The sequence below is a fragment of the Serratia sp. NPDC078593 genome, from assembly GCF_050268245.1.
GTDB lineage: Bacteria > Pseudomonadota > Gammaproteobacteria > Enterobacterales > Enterobacteriaceae > JBNNGK01.
In genome coordinates, this window is sequence record NZ_JBNNGK010000012.1 from 80,948 (window position 1) to 95,102 (window position 14,155).

Here is a 14,155-nt window from a genome sequence, read left to right on the forward strand (position 1 = left end):
TGACGGAAGGGAGATACAGCTACCGTATCACGTATGGGGTGACGGCATCCCTCAGGGTTCATTGAGCCCAATCACTACCGTAAGGCAGGATGTGGATTTCTACTTATGCACTGTTGTTATAACAATTTGCTGCAATAGGCTCCAGTATAAGATTGCAGTCATTTTGCGCAGCGGAGAGAGCAATGTGTTTTTATGACGAGATAGACCAAGCGTAAAATTCAATTATAACGGCTGCGGGGGTATTCGGCGGGAGGGGCGAATACCGCCCCTAAGTACTTTGAGTTATAATGTTTTAATATTTTTACTAGGCAAAATATTACGCGGCCTTTCCAATAAGAAATGGAGGTTTAATCGCTGAATTATATAATAAACAACTACTGGTGCAATCAAACCGAACAATGTGCCCATTATGATATGAATTGACCAGTTATTTATGTGTAATCCTTTGCTTAAAATGATACGTAGGCCACTGCCTGCAAGGATATGCATCAAATAAATAACCATGCTGAGTTCCCCTAACCGACGTAGCCAGCTAAGTTTGATCTTGGCTAACCGTACGGATAGGCAGACAATAAAAATAATTGATGTGAGTGCTAATAATAAAGATAACAAACCAGTTTTGGTATAATCAAGATTTAGAGAGTGGTGGAATAGCCATTCAAACGATACAAAAGAAACCAGTGAGCATAGGGTTATCCCCCAACTAATGTTGGTAACCACACTAGCATAGCGAGCTGTTAATGCACCGAGTAGGAAGAAAACTATAAACTGAGTAATGTAATTCAAATTTGCAACACGACCTAGGCTATTTTGATAAATATAGAGCCCGGCTGAGATCACTATCATAACGGGAAGTACTAGGTGAAATTTTTCTTTACTATATAAGAGTGTTGCAACGACAAATATCATAAATAAAGCATAAAGGAACCAGAATTGTGCACGCGGATGCGTAAACAACATTAATATATCCGAAAAATTGGTTGAATTATTCGTATAGCGGGAGAGTATGACCTCTACCGTCCCTTGCAAAAATGACCAAACAATATACGGATACACAATGGTATCTATCTTACTGATAATAAATCGAGTTTTCCCTTTTCGGTTCAATGACTGAACGAAAAAAAGCCCGGAAATGAAGAAGAACAGTGGCATGTGAAAGCTATAAATCACACTATCAATTAATTGATAGGTGGACGATGACAAGTGGATACCTGCACTGTATAAGCCACGGTTAACGTGGCCAAAAACCACAAGAATAATACCGATTCCTTTCGCATGATCTACCCATGTTTCTCTCATGTCTGTCTCTGTTTGTGATGAAAATATTGTATTTTTCATTATATCAGGGGGTTGCAGATTTACAATATAACTTTATTGCAGAGTTTTCATTTTAAGAAAAACTTACTCATTATTATTTGACTATTTTTATATTTAGTTTTGGTTATAAACATTAAGCTATTAACAATAAGATAGATCCTGCATTTTCAAACTAAAGAAATTTAGTTATGGTTTACCTGAAAACAGAAAACGTAGCAGTGGCACGCGCTTATGGAATTCATATAAGGCGAACGCCAGTCCTGAGACAAATAGGATGCCAAGCGCAAAACCGATCAGATTATTATCAATATGCGGCGTAACAAATGCGCCGTATAGCAGCGTGAGTGGATGGTGTACCAGATATATAAACAATGACGCATTAACCAGATAAGTGATACGTGGTGAATGTTGGTTCAGTAGCCGGTGGCCGAAGGAGAACACCACGTTGGTCATCAGTACGCCCATCACCGCTTTAATCAAAATCTCCACCTCAAACATCACGTTAAAGTGACTGTGGGCAAAAAGCTTTTGGTTTAGCATATAGGCAATCAACAGCAATAATGAGCCAAGTACCGCCCAAGGGGAGGGGTTAATAAAAATCGCTTTTAGCCATGCGTACTTGAAGGCATACGCCCCAAGTAAGAAGAATGGGAAATAGAAAAGTGTTTCCATGACCACGAAGTTAAACATGGCATTGGACAGTATTTCAGGTATAAAAATTAGAATAAGGCGATGGAGGGCAGAATAAAATAATGCATAAAACAAAAAATACATTAAGATAATTCTCAAATTTATCATTTTATTTATTGGGTAGGGCGCAATAGGCGTTTTTATCGCTTTGATTCTGCGGAACAGAAAGAAACATATGCTGGTTAGAAGCGCCAGCGTTAATAAAAACCACAGGTGTGAAACTAGCTCCCAAACCGCGATATTTATTTTTTGATACAAAGATGAATCATCCCAACTTGTCAATTTATTGGTGAAATACTTCAGTAGGAAAAACTGCGGGATTGTAATCAAAGGGATTGAGCTTAACAGCGGTATGGCAACGCGCTCTAAGCGAACCTTGAGCCAACGACGACGCTCATATCGCTGATAGAGCATAAAGGAGAAGTAGCCAGAAATGATGAAGAACACCTGCATGCGAAAGGCATGGATGAAGTCGTTCAACACCGTCAACGGGAACGACGGTGTGGCACTGTTGACTGCCCAAGAATGACTGGAGTAAATCAGAGAAAGATGAAAAGGAATACCGAGCAACATTAAATACGCTCGGATTGAATCAAGGAAAAACTCGCGCTGATTGTTACCGTTTGTCATAGATTACCGCAATTATTTTTATGGAAGGTCATTAACCTGCTTATTTTATTAGCATCGGTTAAATTGCAGATAAAACTCTACTATACCCATTATTAACTTTCCATAGCGTCTTGGTTGCCGGCTTGGTACGCTGGTGTTTTGTTGGTTGCTTAAACTCTGAGCCATAAGCATGAACCATTCATTTATCATGTTGTCGGAATGCTGAATAATCAATTAATATGCATTTTGAATGATTTGAGCACACGAATAGGGGGGGATGTGCAAATTAATAATTTATCCATAAAACCACGCGCCGTGGGTGGACGTTGGTTGGGTGCTACCGTGTTGTTCACACTGTTTACCTCGCAAGTATGGGCTTTTTCTATTGATGATGTGGCCAAGCAAGCGCAGGAGCTGGCAGGAAAGGGCTTTACTGCCCCTAAGAGCAACCTTCCTTCTCAATTCCGTGATATGAAGTTTGCGGACTATCAACAGATTCAGTTCAATCACGATAAAGCCTATTGGAACAAGTTGAAAACCCCTTTCAAACTTGAGTTTTACCATCAGGGGATGTACTTCGATACGCCCGTGAAGATCAACGAGGTGACCGCCAGCACCGTTAAGCAGATTAAATACAGTGCAGATTATTTCAATTTCGGTTCGGTCAAACACGATCCTGAATCAGTGAAAAATCTGGGCTTTGCCGGTTTCAAAGTATTGTACCCGGTAAACCACGCGGATAAAGATGATGAAATTATGAGCATGCTGGGCGCCAGCTACTTCCGTGTGGTCGGCAAAGGCCAGGTTTACGGCCTGTCTGCGCGCGGTTTAGCTATCGACACCGCATTACCTTCCGGTGAAGAGTTTCCACGCTTTCGGGAGTTTTGGATTGAACGTCCTAAACCGGGTGATAAACATCTGGTGATTTACGCGCTGCTCGATTCTCCACGCGCGACGGGGGCCTATCGCTTTGTGGTGTATCCAGGTCGTGATACCAAGGTTGATGTGCAATCGAAAGTTTTCTTGCGCGACAACGTCGGCAAATTGGGTATTGCGCCGTTGACCAGCATGTTCCTGTTCGGTCCCAGCCAACCGTCGCCAACATTAAACTATCGCCCGGCGTTGCATGATTCCAATGGTCTGTCGATTCATGCGGGTAACGGCGAATGGATCTGGCGTCCGCTGAACAATCCTAAGCATCTGTCGGTTAGCACTTACACCGTTGAGCATCCGAAAGGATTTGGTTTGTTGCAACGTGGCCGCAACTTCAAAGATTATGAAGACTTGGACGATCGTTATGACCTGCGTCCCAGTGCTTGGGTAGAACCGCGTGGCGATTGGGGGAAAGGTAAAGTTGAACTGGTAGAAATCCCGACCGCGGATGAAACTAACGATAACATCGTGGCGTTTTGGACACCTGATGTGTTGCCAGATGCGAAGACGCCACTGTCGCTCAACTATCGCCTACACTTCACGCGTGATGAGGATAAATTACACTCGCAAGATATTGCCTACGTAAGCCAGACCATGCGTTCAACGGGTGATGTTAAGAAGTCTAATTTGATCCGTGAACCCGATGGTAGTGTGGCTTTCTTGGTCGAATTTGAAGGCCCAGTGCTAAAAGGGTTAGACGAGAAAACGCCTATCGCCTCTCAGGTGAGTATGGGGGATAACGGTGAAATGGTGGAAAATAGCGTTCGCTATAATCCAGTAACCAAAGGTTGGCGTTTGACGCTGCGACTGAAAGTGAAAGACGACAAAAAGCCGGTAGAAATTCGTGCCGCGCTGGTCAATGGCGATAAGACACTGTCGGAAACCTGGAGCTATCAGCTACCTGCCAATGAATAAATTTACTCAATCTGCCCAAGGTTACCTTGAGGCAATGCCCCTGACCGATGCGCGGTCAGGGGCGCTTAAGCAACAACTGACTACTGGCGATCGGCCATCGCTAGAGGCACTGCATCGCCAAATGGGCGTTGATGATGCCAATGTCACAACGTTGTCGTCTGATGACGTGGCGCTGGCGTCGGTAAAAAATCGTATTGAAAGTGCTTGGCCGGATGCCGTCAGTGATGATGAGTTTGATACGGATGCGGAAGGCCGAACGATTCTGAAAGCTATACCGCCCATCAAACGTACCAGTATGTTTCCTGAAGCCTGGCGGACTAACCCCGTGGCACGCTTCTGGGATTCTTTACTTGGACGCAGGCCGCACAACCGCCATGCCAATAAAGAAGATGCCGAGGCGGAAAACCGCTGGCGTCTTGTGGGGTCAATGCGCCGCTATGCATTGTTGGTGCTGATGCTCGTGCAAACCGGTATTGCAACCTGGTATATGAAGACCATTCTCCCTTATCAGGGATGGGCATTGATTGATCCTATCGGCATGTTGGATCAAGACGTTATGCAGTCGGTATTGCAATTACTGCCATACGTGTTGCAAACCGGCATCTTGATATTATTTGCGATTCTGTTTTGTTGGGTATCGGCGGGGTTCTGGACGGCGCTGATGGGTTTCCTGCAATTGCTGATTGGTAAGGATAAATACAGTATATCCTCCACTATCAAGGGTGATGAGCCGATTAACCCTGCGCACCGTACCGCGCTGATCATGCCGATTTGTAATGAAGACGTTGAGCGGGTGTTCGCCGGTCTGCGTGCCACTTATGAGTCAGTGGCTGCGACCGGTCAGTTAGCGCATTTTGACATTTATGTACTGAGCGATAGTTACGATCCGGATATTTGCGTAGCAGAGCAGAAAGCGTGGATGGAACTGTGTCGCGATGTTGATGGCCACGGTCGTATTTTCTATCGCCGCCGCCGCCGCCGCGTAAAACGTAAAAGCGGCAACATTGATGACTTCTGCCGTCGTTGGGGCGGTGAATACAGCTATATGGTGATTCTGGATGCCGATAGTGTGATGAGCGGCGAGTGTCTCACCGGCTTGGTACGCTTGATGGAAGCGAATCCAAATGCGGGCATCATCCAGTCGGCACCGAAAGCATCGGGTATGGATACGCTGTACGCGCGCGTTCAACAGTTTGCAACCCGTGTTTATGGCCCTTTGTTTACCGCAGGCCTGCATTTTTGGCAGTTGGGGGAGTCTCACTACTGGGGTCACAACGCGATTATCCGGGTTAAGCCATTCATTGAGCATTGTGCCTTGGCACCGCTGCCAGGGGAGGGCTCGTTTGCGGGGGCGATCCTATCGCATGACTTCGTTGAGGCAGCATTGATGCGCCGTGCTGGCTGGGGGGTATGGATTGCTTATGACCTGCCGGGTAGTTACGAAGAGTTACCGCCAAACTTGCTCGATGAGTTGAAGCGAGATCGCCGTTGGTGCCACGGTAACCTGATGAACTTCCGTCTGTTTCTGGTCAAAGGTATGCACCCGGTACATCGTGCGGTATTCCTGACCGGCGTGATGTCTTATTTGTCAGCGCCGCTGTGGTTTATGTTCCTGGCGTTATCAACGGCGTTACAGGTTGTACATACGTTGATGGAACCCCAATACTTCCTGCAACCGCGTCAGTTGTTCCCCGTTTGGCCGCAATGGCGGCCGGAGTTAGCCATTGCGCTGTTTTCCACGACGTTAGTGCTGCTGTTTTTGCCTAAGTTATTGAGCATCGTGTTGATTTGGGCGAAGGGTGCGAAAGAGTATGGTGGCGCATTACGTTTGCTGGTGTCGATGTTAATGGAAATGCTGTTCTCCGTACTGTTGGCGCCGGTGCGTATGTTGTTCCATACGGTATTCGTCGTTAGCGCATTTCTTGGCTGGGAGGTGGTGTGGAACTCACCGCAGCGTGATGACGGCGATACGCCATGGAGCGAGGCCTTTAAACGCCACGGTTCACAAATGTTGCTCGGTTTAGTGTGGGCAGGTGGCATGGCTTGGCTGGATCTGCGATTTTTATGGTGGCTGTCGCCGATTGTATTCTCATTGATTTTGTCGCCGTTCGTTTCAGTCTTGTCTAGCCGAGCGACGCTGGGGCTGAAAAGTAAACGCGCTAAGCTGTTCCTCATCCCGGAAGAGTACTCACCACCGCGTGAATTGGTGGCGACGGAAACGTATCTGCAACTGAACCGCGATCGTGCGTTGCGTGATGGTTTCTTGCATGCCGTAGTGAATCCGTCTTTCAATGCGTTGGCAACGGCAATGGCGACCGCACGTCACCATCTGCGTGCCGCCATTGAACGTGTGAGGGCGGAGCGGGTTAATGAAGCGTTGCAAGCCGGGCCTGAAGGATTGACGAAATCCCAGCGTCTTGAACTGCTGAGCGATCCGGTCGCGTTGGCACGTCTGCATCACTCTGTGTGGCAGTGTCCTGAAGGTGAAAACTGGCTTCAGTATTATCAGCAGTTACCGCACAATGCGTTGGCGCATCCTGTAGGTCAGCGCTAAGTAAGGTCATCAACCTCAGACACGCATTGCGCGTCTGAGGTTGATAACAAAATAGCCTTTGAACCTGAGATACACGCACCGAGGCGAGTCGGTGGCTTACGCTACAACGGCGTCATCGTCACGCTCTCTTTAATCACAGGTTGATCAACAGTCTGAGACGCGCATTGCGCGTCTTTTTTTCATCATTATTTACGCGATACGAATATTCTGGCCGGTAAAAACAGGTTAATATTCTTATTAACGGTGTTGATATCTAAATAATTATAGGGATGAGTGTAGCGGGTGAAATTACGGTCTCTTTTTTGTTTGCTCGCGCTGGCACTCAGCACCATAGCATTATCCGGTTGCGGTAGCATTATTAGCCGTACGGTGCCGGGCGCAGGACATGGCAATCAATACTATCCGGGTGTGCAGTGGGATTTACGTGATACGCCTTGGCGGTATATCACCGTGATTGATGTACCGTTGTCGATGGTGGCCGATACCTTTATGCTGCCGTTCGATATGCAGCATGGCCCGTATAACTAATTCAGATGCGGGGGGTAAATGCCAGTAGTTGATAGTGTTCACCCTGACTGCTAAATTCGCCGAGTATCGTCATGCCTAAGCCCTTAACGTGAGCGGCTAAGGAGTGCGGGTTGCTCTGATTGATAAACAAGATGCCAATATCAAATTGATCACGAGTGCGCGTTTTTACCGCGTTGAACAGCCGTTTCAGTACACCTTTTCCTCGCCAATCGCTTGCCAGGCAGACTGGGCCATACAAAAATAGCCGCTGTTTGGTGATGAGGGTATCAGCGAAATAATGATTCGCCAGTTCGCTAAGCATGGCGTCAACTACCGGTGGCCGAGGTTGCATGTTGGGTCGTGCTAAACAGACAAAACCGGCTAACCGACCGTCCTGCTCTGCGATCAAAATGCCGAGCTCGTCATTGAGCTTTGCTACCTGTGCTTCATTCATTTCTGACACAATGAAACCTTGTTGGCGCTGTTGGGCATTGAGATTCTCTGGCGTGTTTTTCGCCTGTAGCGCTAAAATGGCCGGATAGTCGTGGGAGGTGGCTTGGCGGATAAGCATATGATTGTCCTACGTAATGAAAAATCAGCTTGCTATTGTACATGCCGCTTGTCAAGCCTTCGGGCAGAGCCACGATGTGTGCCCTGCCCGAGGGGATTAACGCGCATCCCATTCGTCAGCGGCGGTTTCGCCTTCTTCGGTGTCGAGTGGCGGTTCCAGTTGGAAATCACCTTCATCCCATTCGTATAAGGTATTTTCATCCAGCCATTCTTCACGTATTTCTATCTCGTCGTAATCGCCGTCAAATACCGCTTGGGCGGCAGCACCACTGCGTAATGTCAGACATTCAACCGACTCTCCTTCCTCCTCGAAAAACTCAGCCTGCCACATGATCTCGCCTTCCTGCATCACATACTTTTGCAGGTTGAACTGTTGTGGCACCGGTAGCGCGTCACCATCAACGTCGTCAGCGGATTCAATAAATTCTTCGCGAGCGGCGTCAATTGCTTCTTCCAGCGTGACATATAGGTTCATAAGCACCTCCAGTAACGATAGAGTAACGGTGTGAATTTCAGGTGGTTCCTGAAGCGTTGTGATAAACATCAGCATTAATTGTTGTCGTGTTGGCGCAGGATGCAACTATTTTAATGCCGTTTTGTTGCAGATTGGGTGAGCGTATCGGCGAACAAATAATGCAGCGGCATTATCATACCGGCTATTTTAATTCGGCATGTTCGTAGCGACAGGTCGCTCGGGTATTTGGGCCGAGTAGATGCTTGGTTTGCGCACATTTTATTGGGTGCTGTAGTGTGATTCGGAGCTATTTTATTGAGCATTCAGAATTCGGCGTAAGAACGGGCAAACTTGTGCCGCTAAAGCGGAGTATTTGCATGACATCATTAAACGCGGTGCTACGTATAGCGAGACCGACAGATTCTCTTGAGGCTGTGGCATTGATGTATTGTCAGGGATTAGGGTTTCGGCGATTAGGTGAGTTTAATGATCATCAAGGTTTTGACGGTATTATTATCGGTCACCCCTTTCATAACTATCACTTGGAATTCACCCATCATCGAGGTGTGCGGGTTGGTAAGGCACCAACCCAAGATAATCTATTAGTGTTCTATTTACCTGAAAAAATGCAGTGGCAGGTACAGTGTCAGCAGATGCGGAATGCTAATTTTCGGCAGGTGACATCTTATAATCCCTATTGGGATGTCGGTGGTATGACGTTCGAAGATCTTGATGGTTATCGCGTGGTTTTACAACAGCAGGCATGGCAGGGATAAAAAAACCGGTGCCCTAAAAGGGCACCGGTGGATAACGCCACAACGGAGTGCTGTTACGCAGCAGTCTCGGCTTTCTGTTCGTTTTTGCCTTGGGTATTTTCCATCATGCGGCGAATTGGCACGATCAGTAAAATCAGTATCGCAGCGCAAATCAGCAGGGCGATCGAGCAACGCGCGAACAAGTCCGGCAGCATGTCTAATTGGTCTGCTTTGACATGCCCCCCGATCAGGCCGGCCGCGAGGTTGCCCAACGCGCTGGCGCAGAACCACAACCCCATCATTTGCCCACGCATTCTCTCCGGAGCTAGCAGCGTCATCGTTGCCAAGCCTATCGGGCTCAGGCACAGTTCACCCAATGTTAGCATTAGGATACTGCCTACCAGCCACATCGGCGATACGCCCGCGCCATCGTTGCTTAACACATGTTGTGCGGCCATCATCATTAAACCGAAGCCGGCAGCAGCGAACAGAATGCCGATGACAAACTTAGCGATGCTACTTAGGCGAACGTTGTTACGTGACAGCGCAGGCCACAACCAGCTAAATAGGGGAGCCAGCAGAATAATAAACAGCGCATTGATCGATTGGAACCAGACCGCAGGGATCTCGAAACCACCGATCATACGGTTGGTGTAATCATTAGCGAACAGGTTAAATGATGTGGGTTTTTGTTCAAATGCAGACCAGAAGAACGCGGCCGAAATCAGCAGGATAAAGCACACTAACAACCGTGCGCGTTCTTTACGGTTAAGACCCGCGAACATAAACAGATAAATAAAGTACAGTGTCACCGATGCGGCAATGACATAGACTAAACCGCTCGCGACCGCAACCGGGCTAATGACGATAATGCCTTTTGAGATCAGCACGATGACTACGGCGATACCGGCGGCAATAGCCAGCAGCCAAGCGCCTACGCCATTTTTCCGGGCAACCGGATTGTTCCAGGTCGAGTCCAGACCGACCTCACTGTCATAGCGTTTCATCGCAGGCACCGCGAAGACGCGGAAAATCACCAGTGCCACCAACATACCGATGCCACCGATACCGAAGCCCCAATGCCAGCCGTGTGAACGAATCAGCCAGCCTGAAATCAGCGGAGCGATGAAAGAGCCCATATTGATGCCCATGTAAAACAGCGAGAACCCGCCGTCACGCCGTGCATCGCCTTTTTTATACAACGTACCGACCATGACCGAAATACAGGTCTTGAACAGGCCAGAACCCAGCACAATGAACATCAGACCGATGAAGAACCATGCGTTGCCCATAATGGCAGACAGGGCAATGGACAGATGGCCTAGGGCAATAAGAATGGAACCATACCAAACGGCTTTCTGTTGACCAAGCCAATTATCGGCTAGCCAGCCACCGGGTAACGCAGCCAGATACATACTGCCGGCAAAGATACCGACAATGGCCGATGCATTTTCTCTCGCCAAGCCCATACCGCCGTCATAAACGGTGGCGGCCATAAACAAAATTAATAACGGACGAATACCATAGAACGAGAACCGCTCCCACATTTCGGTAAAAAAGAGCGAACCGAGCGGGTACGGGTGGCCGAAGAAGGTTCGGCTTTCTGTCTTGTTGTTAGAGGATTGCATAACTATTCCCAATAAAATGCACCGCAGTAAGGCGGTTTATATTTGTGGTATGACTGTGTTTTAAGGAGGGTGCTCCACTAACGTGGATAACCCGACAAAACCTGAGCTGCAGCGCTTGATAACCGTGGAAGGCGCAGCACCCCTTTCTTCACTTGGCCGGAAGTTAACAACCGGCGTGATATTATTTAACCATTTGATAACCAAATACTGGTTTTGTCTAGTCCTTATATCCCATTTATTAGATGAAAAGTCGACAAACATCTACTTTTTTAGTTTTTATGTTGGTGGTTGTCGAAAGAGGGTTGACAGCTTAAATTGACAGGGTTTGCATAAATAATCAAATTAAAACAACAGATTACAATGTTATTATGTTAGTTGTTGGAATAATGAAAGCGTGAAAAACGCCAAAGAGTAAAAAGAGTAAAAATATTGGTTAAGGACAAAAAAACGTCAGTAAGGCAGATAAGTGCGGTTAACGTTCTTCCCGCAAGGTGTCCTCGCGCATGCGTGCGGGGCGACGATGTTGTAAACACCACCAGGAATAGATGGCATTAAACAAGACGACAAGCGCCGTAACGCAAAATACGGCGCGGAAGCCATAACTGGCGGAAACCGCCGCACCAAGTAAAGGGCCGGTGACGTTGCCGACATCACGGAATGACTGGTTGTAACTGAATATTCGCCCGGCGACCTGATTAGTGCAGTTGTAGATAAGTAACGTCTGCACTGCGGGGAGCAATGCGCCATCGGCTGCGCCAAGCAGGAAACGCAATACGCCGAGTTGCCATGGGCTCTGGACGAATGCCATGGGAATCAGTAGCAGGACGGAAAACACCAGCATGCAGATGAGAATGCGTTCTGGCCCGATCTTATCACCCAGCTTTCCCAGCCTGGGGGCACTGAGCAGGGCGGCGACGCCGGGCACCGAAGCAATAAGCCCGCTGACAAAGGCCAGGTTGTGAATGTCACCGGCCAAATCTCGTACATAAAGCGTCAGGATCGGCGCGATAGAGCCACTGGCGACCTGAATGATCATGGTGGTCACGAATAACGCCAAAATAAGTTTAGGGCTTTTTAGCGAGGCAAAGACTTGCTTGGCGTGCAGCATGTCTTTCTTTTGTACCGGCGTAAATCGTTCCTTGACGAAACACAGCGTCAAGATAAAGCATAAAAACAGCACGGTGGCGGTGATATAAAAAACGGGACGTAACCCATATTGGTCCGCCAGCAGCCCGCCAATCAATGGACCGATTAACGCGCCGCTAACGCCACCCGTCGCTAATGTCCCTAATGCCCAACCGCTACGGTTACGTGGTACCTGTGTGGCAATTAACGCGTTAGCATTGGGAATAAACCCGCCGAGCAGACCAAGCAAGGCGCGCAGGCCAAGAAACTGCCAGATATTTTGCGCCATCCCCATCAGCACCATCACGATGGCCATGCCGAGGGCTGAACGTAACAGCATCAATTTTCGCCCGCGACGATCGGCCAGCCCCCCCCAAAACGGCGAGGCAATAGCCGAAAACAGGAAAGTAATACTGAACACTAAACCTGACCACATATTTAAGGCTTCGTGGCCGGTAACGCCTAATGCTTCAACGTACAATGGCAGGAATGGCATGATTAGACTAAAGGCCGCGCCAGTCAGAAAGCAGCCAAACCAAATGACAAACAGATTGCGTTTCCAGTTAATAGTGACTGATGCCGGAGCCATAAATTACCGCTACAGAAGGTGACGAACTTTGCGATCGCACAAAAGCAGAGCAAAGGAAAAAGTTAGCGTGTTAAGTATGCGCTCGAATCTGGCGGACTTCAAATGCGTAACCGCGATAGAATCCATTAAAATGAAATTAGGTTTTAAAAATTAAAAATGCGCCGTACGATGCACCTTGGGGGACTAAAGGATGTTGGGGCTTTCGATACCGCGCGGTGCGGGCTATTGCGGTTTCAGATGTGTCGTGGGCGATGGCGGTAAAACCGGGTTTTGCGCCACAAAAGTGCCTAACCGCTTGCGTTCCACGCTGTTCACCAAATCATAGCCGCTGCTATGCGGTTGTTTTCAACCCAAAGCAATAATGTCACTTTATGCCGAGACGAAAGGGGCTTCGTCCCGACATCTTCAGGTGATTTTGCGCAGTAGCGGCTGCCAGGCTCTGCGCTTTGCCACCGGCTCCATTGTCATTAATATCTCACCGCTGAGGTTGGGTGAGATTAATACAGTGAGGGTTCACCTTCGGGACGAGTTTTGAACCGACGATGCAGCCACATGTACTGATCCGGTGCCATCAGAATTTCTTTTTCGATCACTTGGTTCATAAATGTAGCCGCTTCCAATTCGCTATCGAGCGGGAAGTTTTCCACTGCGGGCTGCATGATTAATTCATAACCTTTGCCATCCGGCAGGCGACGCGGGGTAAAAGGAATGATCGCTGGTTTACCCATACGTACTAACACATAGCTGCCTGCGGTAGTTGCGGCGTTCTCTACGGCAAACAGTGGGGCAAACACGCTGCTACGTGGGCCATAGTCGTGATCGGGCGCATACCAAATAATGTCACCTTGCTTCAACGCGCGAATCATGCCTTTCAAATCTTTCCGATCCAGCATGGATTTGTTGGATCGCATACGTCCCCACGTTTGCAGCCAGTCCATCAGCTTATTGTCATGTGGACGATAAACTCCAATGCCGGGATTATGAATACCAAAGATGCGAGCACCTAACTCTAATGTCAGGAAGTGCAGCCCGATAAGCAATACGCCCTGATGGTTGTCGCGTGCTTTTTGAATGTGCTCGAGCCCGGAGACGGTAAACCAACGTTCGATTCGCCAGTTTGGCCAGAACCAAGCCATGCCGGTTTCAAATAGACCCATGCCGACCGATTCAAAATTCTTTACTAAAAGCGCATCGCGTTCTGACTTTGGCATATCAGGGAAACACAGTTCTAAATTGCGCTCGGCAATCTTTACCCGCCGTTTCAGAAAGCGCATTGAAAAACGCCCTAACGAGGTGCCTAAATGATAAATTACCGGATAAGGCAACAAGACCAACAGGTAGAGCAGGCCAATACCAAACCACGTTAGCCAGTATCGTGGATGCAATAGAGATCGATTAAAAGAAGGAACTTGCGTCATGTGTTCTCAGCTTAGAAACAGTCATTTAATAATAATAACAGAGGATTAGCATGAGCGGACGCCCAAAGGACTCTTTACACGCGTTTCATTT

The 14,155-nt window shown here is 47.9% G+C and carries 11 protein-coding genes; 4 read left to right on the top strand and 7 right to left on the bottom strand.

All coding sequences use genetic code 11. From position 1 onward, the window contains the following. Nucleotides 1–282 precede the first annotated feature (282 nt). Entirely contained in the window at nucleotides 283–1,299 is a 1,017-nt protein-coding gene (locus tag ACQKDS_RS14320; RefSeq protein WP_399672760.1) for an acyltransferase family protein, read from the bottom strand. Between the two features lie 204 nt (nucleotides 1,300–1,503). Further along, nucleotides 1,504–2,637: a glucans biosynthesis protein MdoC gene (gene mdoC / locus ACQKDS_RS14325; protein WP_399672762.1), complete on the bottom strand. Its 1,134-nt coding sequence runs from the start codon at nucleotides 2,635–2,637 to the stop codon at nucleotides 1,504–1,506. 258 nt (nucleotides 2,638–2,895) lie between these two features. Here mdoC and ACQKDS_RS14330 point away from each other — a divergent pair, with 258 nt between their 5' ends. The 3 genes from ACQKDS_RS14330 (at nucleotide 2,896) to ACQKDS_RS14340 (ending at nucleotide 7,546) form a co-directional block, all read left to right on the top strand. Beyond that, entirely contained in the window at nucleotides 2,896–4,464 is a 1,569-nt protein-coding gene (locus ACQKDS_RS14330) for a glucan biosynthesis protein G (RefSeq protein ID WP_399672764.1), read from the top strand. Further along, nucleotides 4,457–7,018: a glucans biosynthesis glucosyltransferase MdoH gene (mdoH, locus tag ACQKDS_RS14335; protein WP_399672766.1), complete on the top strand. Its 2,562-nt coding sequence runs from the start codon at nucleotides 4,457–4,459 to the stop codon at nucleotides 7,016–7,018. The genes ACQKDS_RS14330 and mdoH overlap by 8 nt, the downstream gene beginning before the upstream one ends. 282 nt (nucleotides 7,019–7,300) lie before the next feature. Then, the gene (locus tag ACQKDS_RS14340; RefSeq protein ID WP_399672768.1) at nucleotides 7,301–7,546 is read left to right on the top strand and encodes a YceK/YidQ family lipoprotein; all 246 of its coding nucleotides are present in this window, start codon (nucleotides 7,301–7,303) and stop codon (nucleotides 7,544–7,546) included. Between the two features lies 1 nt (nucleotide 7,547). On the opposite strand, the gene ACQKDS_RS14345 is transcribed toward ACQKDS_RS14340, so the two are convergent. Both ACQKDS_RS14345 and ACQKDS_RS14350 read right to left on the bottom strand, forming a co-directional pair. Next, complete coding sequence (locus ACQKDS_RS14345) at nucleotides 7,548–8,096, bottom strand: GNAT family N-acetyltransferase (protein ID WP_399672770.1); 549 nt, start codon at nucleotides 8,094–8,096, stop codon at nucleotides 7,548–7,550. 96 nt (nucleotides 8,097–8,192) lie between these two features. Next, complete coding sequence (locus tag ACQKDS_RS14350) at nucleotides 8,193–8,570, bottom strand: MysB family protein (RefSeq protein WP_399672772.1); 378 nt, start codon at nucleotides 8,568–8,570, stop codon at nucleotides 8,193–8,195. 356 nt (nucleotides 8,571–8,926) lie between these two features. On the opposite strand from ACQKDS_RS14350, the gene ACQKDS_RS14355 reads away from it, so the two are divergent. After that, on the top strand, nucleotides 8,927–9,325 hold the full coding sequence (locus ACQKDS_RS14355) for a VOC family protein (RefSeq protein ID WP_399672774.1): 399 nt from the start codon (nucleotides 8,927–8,929) through the stop codon (nucleotides 9,323–9,325). 53 nt (nucleotides 9,326–9,378) lie between these two features. Here the strand turns inward: ACQKDS_RS14355 and ACQKDS_RS14360 are convergent, their stop codons facing one another. From ACQKDS_RS14360 to ACQKDS_RS14370, 3 genes are all read right to left on the bottom strand, one after another. Beyond that, on the bottom strand, nucleotides 9,379–10,932 hold the full coding sequence (locus tag ACQKDS_RS14360; protein WP_399672776.1) for a peptide MFS transporter: 1,554 nt from the start codon (nucleotides 10,930–10,932) through the stop codon (nucleotides 9,379–9,381). A 472-nt stretch (nucleotides 10,933–11,404) separates the two neighbouring features. Then, entirely contained in the window at nucleotides 11,405–12,646 is a 1,242-nt protein-coding gene (gene mdtG / locus ACQKDS_RS14365; RefSeq protein ID WP_399672778.1) for a multidrug efflux MFS transporter MdtG, read from the bottom strand. 497 nt (nucleotides 12,647–13,143) lie between these two features. Then, the gene (locus ACQKDS_RS14370) at nucleotides 13,144–14,064 is read right to left on the bottom strand and encodes a Kdo(2)-lipid IV(A) acyltransferase (protein ID WP_399672780.1); all 921 of its coding nucleotides are present in this window, start codon (nucleotides 14,062–14,064) and stop codon (nucleotides 13,144–13,146) included. Nucleotides 14,065–14,155: the final 91 nt, after the last annotated feature.

Coding starts and splice junctions, on each gene's coding strand:
- ACQKDS_RS14320 (WP_399672760.1), bottom strand. CDS start 1,299: ATGAGAGAAACATGGGTAGATCATGCGAAAGGAATCGGTATTATTCTT.
- mdoC (WP_399672762.1), bottom strand. CDS start 2,637: ATGACAAACGGTAACAATCAGCGCGAGTTTTTCCTTGATTCAATCCGA.
- mdoH (WP_399672766.1), top strand. CDS start 4,457: ATGAATAAATTTACTCAATCTGCCCAAGGTTACCTTGAGGCAATGCCC.
- ACQKDS_RS14345 (WP_399672770.1), bottom strand. CDS start 8,096: ATGCTTATCCGCCAAGCCACCTCCCACGACTATCCGGCCATTTTAGCG.
- ACQKDS_RS14350 (WP_399672772.1), bottom strand. CDS start 8,570: ATGAACCTATATGTCACGCTGGAAGAAGCAATTGACGCCGCTCGCGAA.
- ACQKDS_RS14355 (WP_399672774.1), top strand. CDS start 8,927: ATGACATCATTAAACGCGGTGCTACGTATAGCGAGACCGACAGATTCT.
- ACQKDS_RS14360 (WP_399672776.1), bottom strand. CDS start 10,932: ATGCAATCCTCTAACAACAAGACAGAAAGCCGAACCTTCTTCGGCCAC.
- mdtG (WP_399672778.1), bottom strand. CDS start 12,646: ATGGCTCCGGCATCAGTCACTATTAACTGGAAACGCAATCTGTTTGTC.
- ACQKDS_RS14370 (WP_399672780.1), bottom strand. CDS start 14,064: ATGACGCAAGTTCCTTCTTTTAATCGATCTCTATTGCATCCACGATAC.